Here is an 18,594-nt window from a genome sequence, read left to right on the forward strand (position 1 = left end):
ACTAATCATTACCAACTTTGCAGCTTTCATCCACACAGTATGCTGATTGGTAAGTAGTAGCACGCTTGCCAAACAAAGTATAACGATTATCGCGGATTTGTTCGTAGAAGCGATCGCCTGCCCATTTCATCCCAGGTATGGCGCGATAAGCATCGACAAACAAACTTCCCATCGGTAGTAACTTGCCAATTTCTTCCGCCGCATCGCTGCCTTGCCAACGTCGATCAGGAGCATTAGCATCAATTAATATCATTCCTTGTTGACAATTTTGAGATGTAATTCCCCACTGTGTAAGCGTTTGTTCGTCTTGCATAGAGGTGTAACGAAACAGCTTGCCTTGGTCTAGAGTTTCTAAAAATTGCACTAAAGTAACGCAGAGATTGCAATTTCCGTCGTATATTACATAGTAATTCATTGAAATAGCACCTCTTTTCGTATTACGGTTTAAGTATAACCTTACACCTAAATTAATGATCTCTGCGGTGAGAATGATGCTAGAAGAGAAAATCTTAAAACTTGATTTTGCTCAAGAAGATGCTTGTGCAGAAGTTCTGCCGCGATCGCCCTTGATTTCTAGTTACCATGCTAAATGGGATGGTATTCGTTTAGATATTTATCAACAGCCTGCCCATGAAACCCCCGAACATTCCCCAAAACAACACATCCTCTCTGTTAACATATCCCATCGTTTAACTAAAGCAGAACGAGTGTTAGATGGACGCTTTCAGCGTGAAAATATTTTCAACGGTGATGTAGCAATTGTACCTGCCAACATACATCATATTTCTCGTTGGACAACAGAAACTGAATTTCTTCTCCTCAGTTTAGAACCTGCCTTTTTCAATCAAATTATATTAGAGTCGGTCGATTTACAAGGTGTTGAATTAACACCCCACTTTGCTGCACCTGAACCATTCATTCAACAAATTGGTCTAGCACTGAAGTCAGAATTAGAATCAGATGGTGGAGGTAGCCAAATTTATATTGAGTCTCTTAAAACTACACTCTGCATTCACTTGCTTAAACATCACTCAATAGCCAGTGATAAAGTTCCACATTTCTCTAATAGCAAAGGTCTTTCGCCGAGAAAGTTACGTCAAGCTATTTCTTATATCCACGACAACCTAGAAAAAGATTTGACTTTAGCTGAAATTTCTGCGGTTGTTGGCACAAGTATGTACCATTTTTCTCGTCTATTTAAACAATCTACGGGTTTTGCACCTCATCAGTATGTCATGAATTGCCGAATTGCTAAAGCAAAAAAATTATTGACTGGCAGCGAAAAAACTATCGAGCAAATATCTGAGCAAGTTGGTTTTCAAAGTCAAAGTCATTTTACCAATGTCTTTCGTAAATTCATGGGTATAACACCAAAAGTATACAGAGAACAGGTAAAAATTTAATAAAAGTGAAATGAATCATCAATAAAATGTTTAAAAAATGGCAAGATAATTGACACTTGCCATTTTTAATTCTTTTCAGAGAAGCGACATAGAGGTTAAAAATTTATTGCCACACATCAAGAATTGGGGTTAATGTAGCGGCATTATTCAAGCCAGATAATCCATAGCTTGCTTCAATTGTGCGTAAGACATTGTAGTGATTAATATTCTCACTATACTGTCCCACTTTAACATGAGCGCCATAAAAGATAGTTGCAATCTGATTGTTGGTTGTGCCATTATCTTCATCAAAGGTAACAATCAGCAAGCTATTGTGAGTTTTAGCCCACTGTGCATAGGCATCTAGATTATTTTTCAACCAGGTATCACCTTGTTGAATCGTGCCATTGTGCATATCATCTAGTTGGTTGGGAACAACAACGGAGACGGTAGGCAGATTGGCAAAATTCGCAGATGAAGGAAAACTTGTATATGGTTGATTTGCAGAACTAGCAACATTAGTAAAATCAACCCAAGGGTTGTGCTTACGATAGTAACCATTAGATCCGCCGTAGTTACAACCTGTATAACCAACACTAGGCATAGTCTCTGAATAACCTGTAAAAGTCCGGCCGATTCCAACTAATTGGGTAGCTAGGTTAGCTTTATTAGTAAATGTCAATGGGCAATTATCATTTGTACTACCTTGTGTGGAGCCACTAAACAAAGCTATGTAGTTGGGTTGGCTTGGGTGTGTCACACCGTGGGAATTAGTGAAGAGAGCGCCACCTGACGCTAGTGAATTGATATATGGAGCGTTGCTAGAACCAATGATTTGTGTATATCCGTGGTTTTCTTCTATGACGACGACGATGTGATCGAAAGTCGGCACTGTAGTGGCTGCTAATGCTGCATGACTACCCGTAAAAAAGCTGGTTAATACAGCTAGTCCGTTGGTAACTTGCCAAGAATGGCGAATTTTCCTCAACATATATGAACCTTTTCTAAACTTTATCGGTAGATAATTAATGCTTTTTATGGGTATCTAGAGTTATGACAAATATTTTTTAGCTGTCATTAATTTCACTTCTTGCGAAAGAAGCAATTTCTGTAAGGTACATTGTTAAACTTAAGAGGAAATTAAGTAGTCTTTAATTCTTTTGTTTGGAGTTAGATAGGAATGTAGTTTGGGAGGCGCGATCGCACCTCCCGAAAATAAGACAACCAAGAAATTACCAATCAGGTGTTTTTACAAACAATTCACTCCAAGGAGTGCAATCTGGAGTTTGGGCAGAATTTTTATTGCACCCGCGAACTTTAAATTTATATTTTGTCTCATCTCTCGCACCAATGTAAGTCCAACTACGTGCTTTTGGGTCATCAATTTGTGCTATTTCTTTTTCATCATCGCTCTGACTGACTTGATAAAAATCATTGCTTTGACAGACCTGCCAAGAAATTTTAATTCTGCGGATTTTTGTAGTATCTGCGACTAAGTTATATGGATTTCTAGAATCACAAGGAGAGTTATTAGTTGTACTCTCAGCAAGTGTTTTTACTGAGCGGGTTAAGCCTAGAAAAAAATTGGGCAAAAATAATAAAGTTGCCAAACTATATCTGAAAAAGATGCTGGCGAATTGTGTATTGTGCATCAGGCGTTTCTTAATTGATAGTGTGAAAACTGTTGAAAATCAGACCGACTTTAGAAAGTGAAGGTGGTTCTAATAACTCCTAGTACAGCATCGTTGTTACGAGCATCATGATTGGGAGCAGTTAGCCAAATCAAACCAGGGGTAATCGTGATATTGTCAGAAATTGCATAGCTATAGAAAGCTTCGATGTGGAAAGAAGTATCTCTGTCTCTAGCAGAGTCGCGGTTTTCTTCTGGAACTATCTCTGTGAATTCATCTGCGATCGCCTCAGATGCACCTGTAACTTTCGGTTCCATACCAAAGATAATGCCGGCGAGATTGCCTTGTTTGCCTAGATCAGGGAAAGCCAAAGCCACAGCATAATTCCAAATATCAGCAGAGCCTACGCCTAAAACTCGACTATTGGCATAACCACCCCACGCATTGACAAAAAAGTGGGGATTTAATTGGTAAGATGCCTCTATGCCATAGGCATTGGTAGAAGTTGGCAAATCTGTAACTAACCCCAAGTTAGCCTTTTGGCTACCTGTACCTGGAATTGCCAAGTCTTCACCGAGATTGTTGTAGGCATTGACATAAGTAAATCCGATACTGAAGCGATCGCTTGGTTGTACAGTTAATTGCGCGATCGCACCATAAGAACCGTTGAACAAGCCATTTCTCCGGTTGGGATTGGCTGCGGTATTAGATACATATCCTAAACTTAATTCCAACTGATCAGAGAAGCGATGTTTAACACCAATTCCGGCTCCTGACGGCACTAAATAATAGATAGAGTTGCGGCTGCCAAACCGAGACAAAGCACCATAAGCTCCCTCATCTCCATCTATAAATGGATTCACCGTATCTACGATGTCTTCTACTTCCGCCTCGTTAGCATAGAAAGTGACTGAGGTTTTTTGGCCAATCGGGAATCTGTAAAACAGCGTATCTATTCCGATTTGATTATTTTCAGGTTCCTCATCCTCAAGTTCACTATTAAAAGCCAGAGTTCCTTCTGGTAATCGAGTTTCAGTACCACCAGTACCAGAAAAATAATTAAAGTTGGAAGCTTGTAATCGAGTTCTCAGTAAGTCTTTGCCAGTAAAGCTGGTATCTAAGTTTAGACGAATGCGATCGCCAAAATTAGTTATTTGGGGAATGTCAGCATGATCAGCATCTTGCCCAGCCACAAAACCCGATAAAGCAAATATAGCCTCACCATTGAGTTTAGTTGTGGTAGAAAACTGATGTTGTTCTAAAACATCAACGCGAGGTTCTACTGCATCAACTCGACCACGCAAAGTAGCCAATTCCGCCGCAAAGTTTTCTTGCAACTTTTGTAGTGTTGCCAAGTCTTCTTTTTTTACAAGGTCATTAGTTGTAGTTGCAATTAGTTGATTTACTTTTTCCAAGCAAGCATTAATCCCCGCTGCAAATTCATACCGTGTCAAAGCCCGATTACCTCGGTAAGTTGAGTTAGGATAACCTGCTATACATCCATAACGTTCCACTAAAGATTGCAATGCACCAAAAGCCCAATCTGTAGGTTGAACATCTGATAGTTGTGAAACAGATGTGACTTGTTCTGTTGATTCAGATGGCTGTAATAAAAAATTACTCTGCTCTTGAGATGGCTGAATTTCTCCAGCTAAAACTGGTTTTGCCATCACCTCAGTTGTGGCAGTAATTAACGAGCATAGCCCTAAAGTCAATGGAGAAATTAGCAGCCACTGCCAAAACATTCTGCTCATTTTTTTCTGTCGTCCTCACACCATTTCATAAAAAGAATTCAGAAGCTAGAATTCAGAGTTCAGAATTTATCTTTAATTCTGGCTTCTAACTCCTAAATCCCGTTGTGATCAATAATTCAACGTGAATTTGACGGCTATGAAAACCCCTATCCAAACCTCTCTCCCACAGGGGGAGAGGCTTTGAACCCATTATTTTGCCCTTGATAACGAAGAATATTTCTGCTCCTCTCCACCTCGGAGAGGGGTTGGGGGAGAGGTTAAAACAGGCTTGTCGAATTCACGTTAATTCAGATAAAAACTATGCTTTTTTTGGGATTAAAAATAAAATTTATTCACAAAATCATGAAAGATTGCAACAATCATCTTTTATCTTTCATGCTGTAATTGGTTACTTTTATTTACTAGCTTCCGTCACAGAATTTTTTAAACTCAACTGCCAACGTTTTAGTAATTGAGCGCGATTTCTTCGCAAATCTGCACGGCTGCGTTCTTCAGGGTACGGAATATCATCGCCTTTAATACCTGCCCAAAGAATTTCGTTGAATTCTTCTGGGTCGAGCTTATCTTCACCGATAAAATTGAAGCCTTTAGTGATTTGCGCCCACCAATTTTTATCGTGGAGAATCGACATACCTGCTGTTTTCTCCACATTATTGTCTCGGCAAGCTGGCACTAGTTTGGGATCTACAGAAGCAGCACACAAGTTACCTGGCACAATAGCTGTGTAAGGTGTGAAGTCTGGTTGTGTAGTAAAAGCATCTGACATTGGTTCAGCATTGGCATCATTCATTCCTAAGTAGCCAATGTTGAGTAAATCTTCCATTGTTCGCAGCATACTAACAGTGTTGTAGTTAGTGCTGACGATCACCTTACGTCTGACGTAAGGAGAAATTATATAGCCAATGGAACGATGGGAATCAACATGATCTGGGCCGTTTTGGGAGTCATCTTCAATGATGAAAATGGCTGTTTCTTTCCACTCCGGCATATGGGAAATTTTTTCTACTAGCCTGCCTACTGCATAGTCATTATCTGCCATTTGCAGTTCAGGAGTGTTGAGTCCGAACAAAGCAGTGCCAAAGGAACCAAAATGGTCGTGGGACAAACGCACGAGCATTAAATTAGGCAGACCATTTTGTGCCAGATCCCTTTCCCATTCGTTGATTAGAAAAATATCTGAATTATTTTGATCGAATGACCGGAAGTAAAGATCGGTTTTATCCAACAAGACAGTTTTGGTAACAGGAGCTTGAGGAATGTTGTCAGCGAAAGGAGTTGGAGAAATGGGTATATAAGCTGGGTTGTTGGGATCTGGTTTGGTAGGATCAGTTTGACTAGTAATGTAAGGCACTCCATTGTCAACAAAGAAACCGTAATTGCGTACAGTCTTACCTGCACGTAGCGCCGCGTCCCAAAGATAGCCACCAACAGCATTGGATTCTAAATCACCATCACCTGCGGGAGCATCAACATCTCTGTCTCCAGGTAATATGGAAGACTGCCCAGAGGGATCTAAAATTCCTGTCAAGCGTGTGTTGATGGGAGATTTATTAGCGGAAGTTTGCGGTAATCCCAGACTGATGTTGCGATTAGTACCTTCGTAATCGTAGGTTAAACCATTGAAGTTAGCATTACCATAAAGCACTGATTGGGTTTTCTCAGTGTATTCTGTTGTCCGAGCGTAGGTAGACCAGTTCCAACCTACTCCACTTGACTCGCCACTGTCGTAGAAGTTGTCAAATGTTACGAAGTCAAGGGCAAGTTTGTGATGGTTAGGTGCAACGCGTTGTGGAAATAGGGTGAGTGCTGGGTCGCCGTTACCCACAGGTAAATCACCTAGTACCTGATCGTAGGTACGATTTTCCTTAACTATGTAGATAACGTGCTTAATTTTATTTTGTACCAATCTGAGTGTGCGATCAGGACGACGATTGTAGAAACCGTTGTTCCTGTCTACCTGCGACGAAAGTCTGGCTAACGTTCCGCCTCTGGGAACTGGAATAACGGAGATTCCAGCTTTTTCTAAAGCCCAGTTGTACTCATTTCTAAAATTGGTGTTGCGTGCTTGTCCTGCTGGTGTTGTGCGGCTATTTGATGGGTTGGGGCCAGAGTTGCTTTTGGCATTGACAACGTAGAGCCTTTGACCATCTCGACTAACACTGACAGAATTGGGATACCAGCCAGTAGGGATACGTCCACTTACACGACCAGGACGTAGATCTACTACAGCGACAGCGTTCTCACCGCCCAAGGTAACATAAAGTGTCCGTCCATCTGGGCCCAGAGCTAAGGAGTTGGGATTTGCGCCTTTATATTTATCGCTGGGTCGAGACAGAGAAATGGTTTGGACAACGCTATTGCTATTGGTATCGATGACGGAAATTGAATCACTATTACCGTTAGCTACGTAAAGTCGATTTTGATCTGGTGAGAGAAGTACTTTGTTGGGCTGGCTTTCTACAGGGATACGGATAATTTCACCAGATGTAATGCTAACAGCCAGTACTTCGTTATCACGTTGACTACTGATGAAAATTTTTTCTGCTGCGCCATTTTTGCCACTCTTAAGGGCAACATCAAAGGGAAATTCACCTGTGGCAACTTTACCACCTGGAACAAAGAACTTAATTTCTTTGAGTACCTGACGTGTGGCTGCATCGACAATGGATATTGAGTCGTTCTCGAAGTTAGCCGCGACTAAAGTTTTACCATCTTGACTAACTGCTACACCTGCTACGACTGCTCCTGTTGCTACAGCCTTAGCTGGTGTATCTTTTAACAAACCGCCATCGTAATTAGGGAAGGGTGCAGTTTGGTTAGTATTATGACCTAACAAAATAAACGGGGCATCTGGTACATACTGAGTACCATTGAAAGCATAAACATAGACGCGATCGTCAATACCACCGGAGACGTAAAAGCGCCGTCCGTCTTGTGACCAAGCTAAACCGTTATAAGTATTGGGGATATTTATCTGTTGCCGTTTAACTAACCTACCAGTGCTGACATCGTAAACAAAAACCCATTCAGCTTTTGGGGTTGTAACGCTACTTGGCTTGCCAGTTAACGGATCTAGTACTGGATAAGTAAAAGTGCTGCCAGTATTTTGGTCTCGGAAGTTCTGATTGTAGCCACTGGTGAGTACTAACAGCGTTCTACCATCTGGGCTAAGGGCTGTGCTGACGGCTTCGGCTGCATCTGCGTTGTCATCGGTACGCAAACCTGTGCCTAAAGGAGCAAAGGTCGAGCCTGGTGCTGCTGCGGGTGTAATCACCTGACCTGTGGGTAACAAGGCTGCGCCACCTTCTATGTTACCCACAGGTTGAGTTGTCCGAGCGCTCACAGATTTGATGTTTAGACTTAAGGTACTTGCCAGTACAAGTCCTAATAAACGCCCTTGATGTTTGCTAATTCCCATAATATCTTTCTAGGCAGAAAATTGCCTTTATTGTTACTATGGGAATCTTTAAAATTGATAGTTAAGTCAAGGATAAATTCTGGTTATTATTTGGTTTTAATTAGGGTCTAAGTCAGGATTTAGTTATTTAAGCAAGGTGAAGACGATCGCACAATTCTGAATTTTGGCGCTAGTTATTTTTTCCTGCTAACAATTCCTGACCACTGGACTTTCTTTTGTTGATCACGGCGGTAAGAAAAGAAATGTTCAGGAGTTTGGTATGTGCAATAAGGTGCGATCGCAATTTGTTCGGCACTAATTCCCAAATTTTCTAACTGCAAACTATTTACCCGCCGGACATCAACTCTGACCTTTCCTGGTTCTGGGTCGGCTAATAACGGAGAATTGGGTAACTCGTGTAACGCCTGAACAATTTTTTGTACGTCGTTCTGTGATATAATACTGGCTCCGATTTCCGCAGCTACCTCAACAGAAACTTGGTAAACTTCACCAGCGATCGCTGGGCCGAGAGCAACTCTTAAGTTTTCTAATTTGCTGCCTTGGGTTTGTAAGCGGGCGATCGCTTGGGGGACAATCTTCGCAGCAGTACCCCGCCAACCCGCGTGTAATGCAGCTACCTGTCCAGTTTTCACGTCTCCAATTAATACAGGTGTACAATCTGCACTGGCTACCCACACTGCTTGTAAAGGTTGTTCGGTGATTAAACCGTCAGCCGAGGCAAAAGCAGATTCTTCATCTTCTGCAATGTTGCTTAAGTGCAAGTCAACTTCTTGGGGAGTGAGTACTGTATTGCCGTGTACCTGTTTTAAGCGATATGCTGATGCCTCTGGGTGCAGGACTTGTGTTAAATCTTGGGGCGATCGCGGCCAGAACTGGTGAGTAAAAAAGCCGTGTTGCCAATTTTCTAAAAGACTACAGGTAAGGTATGGCAGTCCTTCCCAATTGCGCCAGTGCCAAGTGTGCATCTTGAACCTAACCAAAATAGAGGGTATTGAACATTGGGTTTTGAGAATTGAGCATTAAAAAATTTTTCTACTCCCAACTCTCAAACGCCACTTGCTTCAAGTCGGCAAAGCCGCCCAACGCAGTGGCTCCTCCTTATTCCCTTTTATCAAAATCAGCCAATTAATGTTAACTTGAACAACGGGATTTCGGTTCATGTCTGTGGAATTTGATCGGCAAAAGTTGGAATTAGCTTTAAAAGCAGGAAGAAGCTGGGGAAATTCACCATTCTCACTGTATATTTTTGATAGCATTGCTTCTACTAATCAAAGCTTGTGGAACTTGTTAGCAGAAGGTGCAAAACCTTGGTCTGTGGTAATTGCCAGACAACAAACTGCGGGTAGAGGACAGTGGGGACGGCAATGGATTTCTCCTACTGGAGGCTTATACCTTTCGATGGCGATCGCGCCTAAACTAGAAGCTAGTGCCAGTTATCAATTAACTCTTGCTAGTGCTTGGGGCATTGCTTCTCAACTACGTTGCTGTGGCGTGGATGTGGGAATCAAATGGCCTAATGATCTAGTCTTAAATGGCCGCAAATTAGGCGGAATTTTGACAGAAACTAAAATCAATAATGGATATATTACCCAAGCAGTAATTGGAGTTGGCATTAACTGGACAAACCCAGTACCTGAAACTGGAATAAATCTAGAAATGTGGCAAGCCTCCTACGCTACCAAACCGATTTCTTGTCTGGAAATACTCACTTCCGTCGTTTTACGGGGGATAGAGTCCGGTATGGAGTGCCTTGCCCAAGAAGGAATAAGCATACTCTTGTCTCGCTATCTGGAATTACTAACCAATATAGGTGACAAAGTATACATTAATGATTTGGCAGGCACTGTAGTTGGCGTTACTTCTCAGGGTAAATTACGTGTTTCTTTGGAAACTTATGATACAACAGACATAAAAACACCAGAACTTTACATTGAACCCGGTACAATCAGTCTGGGGTACCGTAAATCTTCTGTCCCATTATAGGTTTGTTATTAAATTCGCTCTTTGGGCAAGACAAACCACTAGCATCATCTCTTTAGGCAAATTTAAAATAACTGAGAGAACCAATGACGCAGCGCAATACATCTGCCCATAATCCTTCCCAAGACTCTAATCAGCAAGGTACGACGAAAAAACGTTTTGTCTCTACCCTGCCAGCCCAGAGTCTCTGTTTACTAAGTAGCGTCAGTCTGCTTAGTGGTGGCTTCGTGTTTGCCCAAACAGAAACATCAATAGATAACATTGTTCCTGTTGAAAATTCCCAGTCAGCAGGCAAAACAAATTTCATAAAAAAAGATATTGTTATCCCGGAAGTACCCAAGGCGCAAACAGAATTTTCGCAACGCCGTGCTAACCTCACTCAAAGACTCCGCAAACCAGAGGTTGCCCAATCTAAAGAACCGGAGAGACAGTCTAAACCCAAAGCTGAAGCAGCTGTTGAGCCAGTTTTTACTACTCGACGCAATCGCACCCCGGCCGTAACTGCACAGCCAAAACCAGTTAACGTGCGGATAGCTAAACCCCAGCCGGAAGTTGCTCAACCAAGTGCTAGTGTGAGAGAAGAACAACCCAAAATTGAGGTTGCCAAACCAGTCGCACCTCGCACTGCACCAGAAAAACTCCCAGAGTTAGCTAAACCAGTTGCGCCTCGTACCACACCAGAAAAACTTCCAGAAATCGCCCAACCAGCAAATAACTCTAACAGGGCTGCTGAGGCGACAACAGAAAAAATCAAAGATTATAACAACGCCTACATTGACCCCAACAATTACGGCAGTGCCGAGACCAATACTACCTATCAAGCACCCAATTCTGTAGTCATCACAGAACGCTCTAGTGGTTGTCGCACGATTTTACCCTCTGGGCAAGCCATATCCGCTGGTTTTTGTAACCAAGCCAAACCTACGGGTAATCAGCGTGTAGCTAATTCTGAAAGCAAACCAGCCCCCACTTGGCTGAAGAAAAGTCAAAATGCTCAGTTAGCCAGCGTTCCACCAGGGCGACCTGCCATAACTACTAGCAACAGCAGTGAATGGCGTTCTACCCGCGCTGCTTCTGGTGGTGAAGTCAAAACGGCTTTTCGTCCTAATCGGTTTATTCCCAATCCCAGCGAGTTCGGCGCTACTAAAGTTAGTACAACTCCCGTTGCCCCCAGCGCTGGCGCTTTACCCCCACCAATGATTGAAGGGAATGTGGCACCACGTGTAAGTACGGTGGCTTACGATATTCCCTTAGCATCAGTTCTGCCCCAAATTCCTTATACAAATACAATTGCCTATCGTGGCGGTGCAGGAATCAGCTATCCCCTTTCTATCCCCGCAACCATTACTTCATTGTTTGGTTGGCGAGTTCATCCAATCACAGGCGATCGCCGTTTCCATGCTGGTACAGATTTGGGTGCGCCTATGGGTACACCTGTTCTCGCTGCCGCTAAAGGACAAGTTGATACAGCAGGCTGGGTTGGTGGTTATGGTTTAACTGTCATCCTGACTCACAATGCTGCCCAACAAACCCTTTACGGTCACATGTCCGAAATCTTTGTGCAACCCGGTCAAGTAGTAGAACCAGGAATGGTTATTGGACGAGTTGGTAGCACAGGGAACTCCACAGGGCCGCACCTGCACTTTGAAGCACGTCACCTGACCCAAGACGGATGGGTGGCTGTTGACCCAGGCGGACAATTACAAGCAGGTTTGAGTCAATTGTTACAAAACTTACGGACAGCCCAAGTAGTTGGCGACCCAGGAAGTTAAAAGTTAAAAGGTAAAAGGCAAAAGATTTTTCTTTTTACTTTTGCCTTTCTACTTTTACCTTTTTACAAATATCCGTGTTCTGCTAAAAATGCGGGTGTAATTTCATGAAATCCAGCATCATCTGTAGATTTAACTGGCTGCTTGCCAGGGGAAAGAAATTTTTCCACGTATTTGCCGAGAATATCCCCTTCTAAGTTCACCCAACTGCCAGGGACAAGACAGCGAAGATTGGTGTCAGCATAGGTGAGGGGTATGACAGCCACAGTAAATTGCGAAAGTTCTGGTTCATAAGCAGCTACCGTGAGACTAATGCCATTTACCGCAATGCTACCTTTGGGGACAATGTACCGCGCGATCGCTTCAGGTGCAGTAAAAGTCATTTCCCAAGAAGTTGCTGTCTGTTCGGCTGTTAGTAACCGACCTACACCGTCTACATGACCCATCACAAAATGACCGCCGACTTTGCTACCTACCCGCAACGAAGCCTCTAAATTCACATATCTTTGTTGTGTTTCCTCAAGCCCTAGGGTAGTGCGGCGCAGAGTTTCTGGGGAAGCAGTGGCAATAAACCCGTCTTTTAATATTTCTTCAACGGTTAAGCAAACCCCATCTACAGCTACGCTGTCACCATAAGCTAAATCCTGCATAATTACATTAGAAGATTGATTCACACAAGTAATTTGCCAAGAATCGCCCCCCAAGGGTTTCATTGTTCCTAAAGCTTGGACTAATCCTGTAAACACGGCTATTATTTGAAACTAACTCTATTTATTGCCTAATTTTGCCGAAAATCAACTGGTATTTCTTACAAGAATGCAAGACTTTTTAAGTATAATTTCTGACTGTTTTTATTATAAGGTTGATAACACATTCGCATCCTTCACAAGGCATACTTGGTTAAGAAGGTTATTGTCTAGGTAGACTCATTTGACTTACTCTGGTCTTCACACCAAGTTCGGAGTTTAATAGAAGCAATTATAGAAAACCTGCCTATGTTTATTCCTTCTCACGACAACTCGATAAACCGTATAAATTGTTACCAATACCTCAAGCTCTCCCAGGATTGTAGAGGCTTCGTCAATGATTGAAATGAAAGTCGCTGGCATAGCATTAGATGCCATAACCCGCAGCCCGATTGTACTTTTGAAAGATGCCTCAGATCGGCGTGCTTTACCAATTTATATTGGACAAGAACAAGCTAGGGCAATTATGGGTGCGCTAGAGAATCAAAAGCCGCCCAGACCATTAACTCATGACCTAATTGTGAATATTCTGGAGACGTGGAACATGACTCTGGAAAAGGTAATTATTCATTCCTTACAGAAGGATACATTTTATGCAGCTTTGATTGTGCAGCAAGGCGAAGTCAAAAAAGAAATTGATGCCCGTCCCAGTGATGCGATCGCCATTGCCCTGCGTACAAATACGCCAATTTGGGTAATGGAAGAAGTAGTTGCTGATGCCTCAATTCCGGTAGATCGTGATGCTGATGAAGCAGAACAAGAAGCGTTTCGTGAATTTATTTCCAATCTCCGTCCTGAGGATTTGATTAAGCGCTTCGGTAATGGCGATAGCTAAAGTAAAGTGCTAATTAATGAGTGCGGAGTGCTGAGAAAGAAAGAGTTCAAGAATTAAAGAAGTAAAATAATTTTTCCTTCTTTCTTTTTCGCACTTCATTCTCATACCATTTTGGATTTTAGATTTTGGATTTTGGATTGTAAAACAGCTATTGTATGCTCTTTAGAGCAATCCATCTGCCGCAATCATTGTTCAAATTGGTATCACTTCTGGTAACTTCAAGTAATGCAATACCGACGCTTTGGCAAAACAAATCTCCACCTCTCGGTTTTTTCTTTAGGAACAATGCGTTATTTAGCTGATGCTGAAAATGCTCAGCAAACTATCGCTCAAGCCTTAGCGCTTGGAATTAATCATATAGAAACAGCCAGAGGTTACGGCAAAAGTGAATATTTGCTCGGCCAGGCGATTAAAAACGGGTTATCTGTACCTCGTTCTCAACTGCATATCACCACCAAAATTCCACCCACAGCCGACGCTGATAGTATGCGTCGGTACATCGATGAATCCCTAGAACGATTACATCTGGATTATTTAGATTGTTTAGGAATTCACGGTTTAAACACTTGGGAGCATCTTAAATTGGTGCAAGCCAAAACTGGCTGTATGCAAGCCGTAGAGGAAGCCGTTGTAGATGGGCTAGTGCGACACGTTGGCTTTTCCACTCACGGGTCTTTAGAGTTAATACAAGCTGCCATAAACACAGATTTATTTGAATTTGTCAATCTGCATTATTACTATTTCTTTCAACGCAACGCCCCAGCAATTCAGTTAGCCGCCGAGAAAGACATGGGCGTGTTTATCATTTCCCCAGCTGACAAGGGTGGGCGACTCTACACACCACCGCAAACCCTTAAAGATTTATGTCAGCCATATTCACCTTTAGAATTAAACTATCGATTTTTACTTAGTGATAGCCGGATTACAACTTTGAGCGTCGGGCCAGCCAAGCCAGAAGAATTAATCGAACCTTTACGAGTTGCTGATAGTAATAGTAAGTTGACATCAGCAGAAATTTCTATTTTTCAGCGGTTAGAAAATCAGCAAAAAAATGTTTTAGGAAGTGATAAGTGTAGCCAGTGCTATGCTTGTTTACCTTGTCCTGAAAATATCAACATTCCAGAGCTATTAAGGTTACGTAATTTAGCTGTGGCTTATGATATGACAGATTACGGGCAATATCGTTATGGCATGTTTGAAAATGCTGGCCATTGGTTTCCCGGAATGAAAGCTAATCGCTGTACAGAATGCGGTGATTGTTTACCTAGATGTCCAGAAGAATTAGATATTCCAGCTTTATTAGATGATGCTCACAAAAGATTAAAAGGTAAAACAGGTAGAAGATTGTGGGGATAGTGCGATCGCCGTGAATATAATGGAGAAGATGGAGCGATCGCATAATAAAATTTAACAATTGTTCCTTTCGCTAGATTGAAGGGTGTTAAGACTGCTTATACTAATACCAGTTATTAGTTCTTGGTTGCCCTCGCCCAATAAATTTATGTTGAAGACGTTAAAAATAGAAAATTTTCGTAGTTTCAAATCTTTTGAACTTCAGCAGCTTGGTAGAGTTAATCTGCTGGTTGGTAAAAATAATAGTGGTAAAACATCAATATTAGAAGCTATTCAACTTTTATGCTCACAAAATAATCTTGAGTCACTACGTCAAGCAATGACTAGACGGAGTGAATATTGTTTTGATGATGCGAGTAGCCAAAATCAAGAGTTTGATATCCGTCACATTTTTTATGGTCACGAGATTGAAAAGGAAAGTAAATTTTCAATCTCAGGCAGTAACGGTAGTATTCAACAGGTGTTTGTTGCATCTATAGAAGAACGACGTGAAGACGAAATTTTTGCAAAAATATTGCTTGCCCTTCAAGGATTAGAGGAATTAAGGAAAGGTGATGTGCAAAAAACTTTAAGGAAACCTGATTTAGCAGATGCTTTGAAGGAAGTGGATGTTCCAGAGGCTTCAAGGAAACTTGATTTCAGTGTAAAGTGGAATTTTGACCAAGAAGAAGAAACTTTGAAATTACCTCTGTCAGCTAATGGCGGACTTAATGTGGATCAAACTGTAAAATTGCGTATAGATAGTAAAAATCCAGCACCAAAAATACAATTTGTTACATCATCTTCTCTAGGAACAGAGAAGATGATTGAACTTTTTGATCAGATAGTCCTAACGCCTGAAGAAAAACTTGTAGAGCAGGCGCTTAGTAGCATAGATTCTAAAATTCAACGAATTGCTCCAGTTAGTTCTCAAAAATTAAGGTATTCCTCAGATTCGCGCGGTGGTTTTTTTGTACTTCTTGATAGTAACCAACGTGTACCAATTGGCAGTATGGGTGATGGTATTTGGCGGATATTAGGACTTGCACTAGCTATAGTGTGCGCTAAAGATGGATACTTATTTGTTGATGAGATTGATACTGGACTCCATTTTACGGCGATGTCTGATATGTGGAAAATGATTTGGGAAACAGCCAAAAGATTAAATGTGCAAGTTTTTGCAACTACTCATAACAGCGATTGTTGGACAAGTTTAGCCAGTATTGTAGAGCAGGAAGATACAAATGAAGATGGTATTAGAATTCATAGAATTGAGCGAGATAAAGAAACAAGTGTAGTCTTTACAGAACCTCAAATTGTCATTGCTGCTGAAAGAGACATTGAGGTACGTTAGTAATGGTGAAAAAATATAATCCTAAGAGATTATTAGTTGAAGGGAAAGATGACTTACGAGTTATACCAGAATTAATCGAAAAGAACGGGATTTCTTGGGGTAAAAGAGGAGAAGAAATTGTATTAATAAAAGATTGTGAAGGTTATCCAAATATAGACTCAAATCTTATATCTACAGAATTAAAAGCGTCAGGACTTACTCATTTAGGAGTGATGATAGATGCAGATGAAAATTTATCTGCTCGTTGGGAAAGTATCAGAAGTGCTTGTTTGCTGAGTATACATGACATTCCTGAAAAACTACCAAAGACAGGACTTATACATACGACAGAAGATGGAATTAAGTTTGGGATCTGGATTATGCCAGATAATCAAATAAGTGGTATGTTAGAAACGTTTTTAGCTTATCTGATTAGAGATGAAAGTGAATCGATTTGGCAATATGCTCAGGAAGTAGCACAAGAAGCAAAAAATCAAGGAGCGCTATTTAAAGATTCTTATATTGATAAAGCTAAAATCTACACTTGGTTAGCATGGCAAGAAGAGCCAGGTAGACAATTACATCAGGCTATTAAGTATAAAATCTTAAATCCTCAGCATTCAAACGCCCAGATATTTTTAACATGGTTTAAAAGTCTATACGATTTATAATCTTATCTTTTGCTATTTCACAGAAGCGATCGCCTATTGTTTGTAAAATATTTATTGTGGGCTATGGCTGTTTTGTTCATAACTCATTAAATTTTTTGAATGTATTTATTAATACTCATACTAGTGGTGTAAACGGAAGAATTTTCCAACCTTAAGAAGTTGTGAAATTCTTTGAGTGTTATTAGAGTGAACTGCGGAAGATATGTAGATTTAGGGTAATATAATGCAAACCAACTGGAAAATTGGGAATTTATTCGGCATCCCGTTGTTTTTAGACCCTTTGTGGTTCGTAATTTTAGGTCTAGCAACCCTCAATTTTGGTGTAGCTTACCAAGAATGGGGTTCTGCTATAGCTTGGAGTGCGGGGATAGTTATGGCATTGCTGCTGTTTGGTTCGGTATTATTACACGAACTAGGTCACAGTTTGGCAGCGCGATCGCAAGGTATTAAAGTGAATTCCATTACCTTATTTTTATTTGGTGGCATTGCCGCCATTGAAGAAGAATCAAAAACTCCTGGTAAAGCATTTCAAGTGGCGATAGCTGGGCCATTGGTTAGTGTGGGGTTGTTTTTCTTATTGCGGCTGGTAGCAATTTTTATCCCTGATACTAATCCTCTCAGTGTAATGGTGGGAGACTTAGCGAGAATTAACTTAGTTGTAGCCTTATTTAACTTGATTCCTGGCTTACCGTTAGATGGTGGTCAGGTGTTAAAAGCAGCGCTATGGAAAGTGACAGGCGATCGCTTTCAAGCGGTACACTGGGCAGCAAGATCAGGGCAAATTTTGGGTTATGCAGCGATCGCTTTAGGATTTGCAGTAGATTTCTTTACTAGAGAGTTAGCACTTGGTTTGTGGATTGCGATGATCGGTTGGTTTGGCATTCGTAACGCCAATACCTATGACCGCGTAACAACATTACAAGAAACTTTGTTGAAGATGGTAGCTAGTAATGCGATGACGCGTGACTTTCGCGTAGTTGATGCTGACCAAAGTTTACGCACCTTTGCCGACTCATATCTATTAGATAGTGCTGCACCACAAGTTTATTTTGCGGCTTCTGATGGACGTTATCGCGGTCTGGTTGCAATTGAGGATTTACGCTTGGTAGAAAGAAGTGAATGGGAAACCCGCACTCTGCAAAGTATTGTTCATCCTCTGACAGAAATACCGACAGTTACGGAATCAACTTCTATTGCTGAAGTTATCAACAAGTTAGAAAATGAACAGTTACCACGCATTACGGTGCTTTCTCCGGCTGGTGCGGTAGCTGGAGTTATTGACCGGGGTGATATTGTCAGTGCAGTTGCACAAAAGTTAAATATTCCATTTACTGATGTTGAAATTAAGCGGATTAAAGAAGAAGGTAGTTATCCGCCAGGGTTGCAGTTGGGAGTAATTGCGAAGTCTACTGTTAATTAAATTTGTAACCGCTGATGTATGCGGATGGACGCGGATAGTTAGAGTAGATTATCTGTGTTGATTCGTGAGTGTTAGCGGTTATTGTTTAATATCAGAATTTACTAGATTTTCTTAGCTCCTTCTTTGCGCCTCTGCGTCTCTGCGTGAGGCAAAAACCCATTTTATTAAGAGATATTAGGTTGTTATTTACAGCACCTTACCGTAGGTAGAAATAAAAAACTCAGGAATATGCTTTAGCTTATTTTACTAACTAATTTGTCACTACATGAAGCTAAATCGTTTTGATAAGATACTTGAGAATGTTTTTTTAGTGTGACAGACAC

General features: G+C 41.3%; 15 protein-coding genes. 8 read left to right on the forward strand and 7 right to left on the reverse strand.

Features of this window, described 5'->3' with window-relative positions; genetic code table 11:
* Window position 1: 1 nt before the first annotated feature.
* Window positions 2-415 carry a thiol-disulfide oxidoreductase DCC family protein gene (locus ACMX3D_RS17175; protein WP_482747092.1) on the reverse strand — a complete coding sequence of 138 codons (414 nt, stop codon included), beginning with the start codon at window positions 413-415 and terminating at the stop codon, window positions 2-4.
* A 76-nt stretch (window positions 416-491) separates the two neighbouring features.
* On the opposite strand from ACMX3D_RS17175, the gene ACMX3D_RS17180 reads away from it, so the two are divergent.
* The gene (locus tag ACMX3D_RS17180; protein ID WP_482752367.1) at window positions 492-1,403 is read left to right on the forward strand and encodes a helix-turn-helix domain-containing protein; all 912 of its coding nucleotides are present in this window, start codon (window positions 492-494) and stop codon (window positions 1,401-1,403) included.
* Between the two features lie 103 nt (window positions 1,404-1,506).
* On the opposite strand, the gene ACMX3D_RS17185 is transcribed toward ACMX3D_RS17180, so the two are convergent.
* The 5 genes from ACMX3D_RS17185 to pgeF form a co-directional block, all read right to left on the reverse strand.
* Window positions 1,507-2,373, reverse strand: coding sequence for an alkaline phosphatase family protein (locus ACMX3D_RS17185; protein ID WP_482747093.1), 867 nt, complete (start codon window positions 2,371-2,373; stop codon window positions 1,507-1,509).
* A gap of 241 nt (window positions 2,374-2,614) precedes the next feature.
* Complete coding sequence (locus tag ACMX3D_RS17190; RefSeq protein ID WP_482747094.1) at window positions 2,615-3,034, reverse strand: hypothetical protein; 420 nt, start codon at window positions 3,032-3,034, stop codon at window positions 2,615-2,617.
* 50 nt (window positions 3,035-3,084) lie between these two features.
* Entirely contained in the window at window positions 3,085-4,767 is a 1,683-nt protein-coding gene (locus tag ACMX3D_RS17195) for an iron uptake porin (protein ID WP_482747095.1), read from the reverse strand.
* 394 nt (window positions 4,768-5,161) lie between these two features.
* Window positions 5,162-8,185, reverse strand: coding sequence for a beta-propeller fold lactonase family protein (locus ACMX3D_RS17200; RefSeq protein WP_482747096.1), 3,024 nt, complete (start codon window positions 8,183-8,185; stop codon window positions 5,162-5,164).
* Window positions 8,186-8,358: 173 nt separating this feature from the next.
* On the reverse strand, window positions 8,359-9,150 hold the full coding sequence (gene pgeF, locus ACMX3D_RS17205; RefSeq protein WP_482747097.1) for a peptidoglycan editing factor PgeF: 792 nt from the start codon (window positions 9,148-9,150) through the stop codon (window positions 8,359-8,361).
* Between the two features lie 193 nt (window positions 9,151-9,343).
* On the opposite strand from pgeF, the gene ACMX3D_RS17210 reads away from it, so the two are divergent.
* Together ACMX3D_RS17210 and ACMX3D_RS17215 are read left to right on the forward strand one after the other, a co-directional pair.
* Window positions 9,344-10,168 carry a biotin--[acetyl-CoA-carboxylase] ligase gene (locus ACMX3D_RS17210; RefSeq protein WP_482747098.1) on the forward strand — a complete coding sequence of 275 codons (825 nt, stop codon included), beginning with the start codon at window positions 9,344-9,346 and terminating at the stop codon, window positions 10,166-10,168.
* Between the two features lie 83 nt (window positions 10,169-10,251).
* A complete protein-coding gene (locus ACMX3D_RS17215) occupies window positions 10,252-11,937 on the forward strand; it encodes a M23 family metallopeptidase (protein ID WP_482747099.1) in 1,686 nt (561 codons plus the stop codon).
* Window positions 11,938-11,999: 62 nt separating this feature from the next.
* On the opposite strand, the gene ACMX3D_RS17220 is transcribed toward ACMX3D_RS17215, so the two are convergent.
* The gene (locus tag ACMX3D_RS17220) at window positions 12,000-12,680 is read right to left on the reverse strand and encodes a riboflavin synthase (RefSeq protein ID WP_482747100.1); all 681 of its coding nucleotides are present in this window, start codon (window positions 12,678-12,680) and stop codon (window positions 12,000-12,002) included.
* 337 nt (window positions 12,681-13,017) lie between these two features.
* Here ACMX3D_RS17220 and ACMX3D_RS17225 point away from each other — a divergent pair, with 337 nt between their 5' ends.
* From ACMX3D_RS17225 to ACMX3D_RS17245, 5 genes are all read left to right on the forward strand, one after another.
* Window positions 13,018-13,515 carry a bifunctional nuclease family protein gene (locus ACMX3D_RS17225; RefSeq protein WP_482747101.1) on the forward strand — a complete coding sequence of 166 codons (498 nt, stop codon included), beginning with the start codon at window positions 13,018-13,020 and terminating at the stop codon, window positions 13,513-13,515.
* A gap of 225 nt (window positions 13,516-13,740) precedes the next feature.
* Entirely contained in the window at window positions 13,741-14,871 is a 1,131-nt protein-coding gene (locus tag ACMX3D_RS17230) for an aldo/keto reductase (protein ID WP_482747102.1), read from the forward strand.
* Between the two features lie 145 nt (window positions 14,872-15,016).
* Window positions 15,017-16,201 (forward strand): AAA family ATPase, encoded by a 1,185-nt coding sequence (locus ACMX3D_RS17235; RefSeq protein WP_482747103.1) that lies wholly within the window; start codon window positions 15,017-15,019, stop codon window positions 16,199-16,201.
* A 2-nt stretch (window positions 16,202-16,203) separates the two neighbouring features.
* A complete protein-coding gene (locus tag ACMX3D_RS17240) occupies window positions 16,204-16,851 on the forward strand; it encodes a DUF3226 domain-containing protein (protein WP_482747104.1) in 648 nt (215 codons plus the stop codon).
* Window positions 16,852-17,074: 223 nt separating this feature from the next.
* Window positions 17,075-18,271 (forward strand): site-2 protease family protein, encoded by a 1,197-nt coding sequence (locus tag ACMX3D_RS17245; RefSeq protein ID WP_482747105.1) that lies wholly within the window; start codon window positions 17,075-17,077, stop codon window positions 18,269-18,271.
* Window positions 18,272-18,594: the final 323 nt, after the last annotated feature.

The organism is Anabaena sp. TISTR 8404 (assembly GCF_056847745.1).

Excerpts from the sequence above, each read along its gene's own strand:
- ACMX3D_RS17175 (WP_482747092.1), bottom strand. The coding sequence starts at position 415 with ATGAATTACTATGTAATATACGACGGAAATTGCAATCTCTGCGTTACT.
- ACMX3D_RS17180 (WP_482752367.1), top strand. The coding sequence starts at position 492 with ATGCTAGAAGAGAAAATCTTAAAACTTGATTTTGCTCAAGAAGATGCT.
- ACMX3D_RS17185 (WP_482747093.1), bottom strand. The coding sequence starts at position 2,373 with ATGTTGAGGAAAATTCGCCATTCTTGGCAAGTTACCAACGGACTAGCT.
- ACMX3D_RS17190 (WP_482747094.1), bottom strand. The coding sequence starts at position 3,034 with ATGCACAATACACAATTCGCCAGCATCTTTTTCAGATATAGTTTGGCA.
- ACMX3D_RS17195 (WP_482747095.1), bottom strand. The coding sequence starts at position 4,767 with ATGAGCAGAATGTTTTGGCAGTGGCTGCTAATTTCTCCATTGACTTTA.
- ACMX3D_RS17200 (WP_482747096.1), bottom strand. The coding sequence starts at position 8,185 with ATGGGAATTAGCAAACATCAAGGGCGTTTATTAGGACTTGTACTGGCA.
- pgeF (WP_482747097.1), bottom strand. The coding sequence starts at position 9,150 with ATGCACACTTGGCACTGGCGCAATTGGGAAGGACTGCCATACCTTACC.
- ACMX3D_RS17210 (WP_482747098.1), top strand. The coding sequence starts at position 9,344 with ATGTCTGTGGAATTTGATCGGCAAAAGTTGGAATTAGCTTTAAAAGCA.
- ACMX3D_RS17215 (WP_482747099.1), top strand. The coding sequence starts at position 10,252 with ATGACGCAGCGCAATACATCTGCCCATAATCCTTCCCAAGACTCTAAT.
- ACMX3D_RS17225 (WP_482747101.1), top strand. The coding sequence starts at position 13,018 with ATGATTGAAATGAAAGTCGCTGGCATAGCATTAGATGCCATAACCCGC.
- ACMX3D_RS17230 (WP_482747102.1), top strand. The coding sequence starts at position 13,741 with ATGCAATACCGACGCTTTGGCAAAACAAATCTCCACCTCTCGGTTTTT.
- ACMX3D_RS17235 (WP_482747103.1), top strand. The coding sequence starts at position 15,017 with ATGTTGAAGACGTTAAAAATAGAAAATTTTCGTAGTTTCAAATCTTTT.
- ACMX3D_RS17240 (WP_482747104.1), top strand. The coding sequence starts at position 16,204 with ATGGTGAAAAAATATAATCCTAAGAGATTATTAGTTGAAGGGAAAGAT.
- ACMX3D_RS17245 (WP_482747105.1), top strand. The coding sequence starts at position 17,075 with ATGCAAACCAACTGGAAAATTGGGAATTTATTCGGCATCCCGTTGTTT.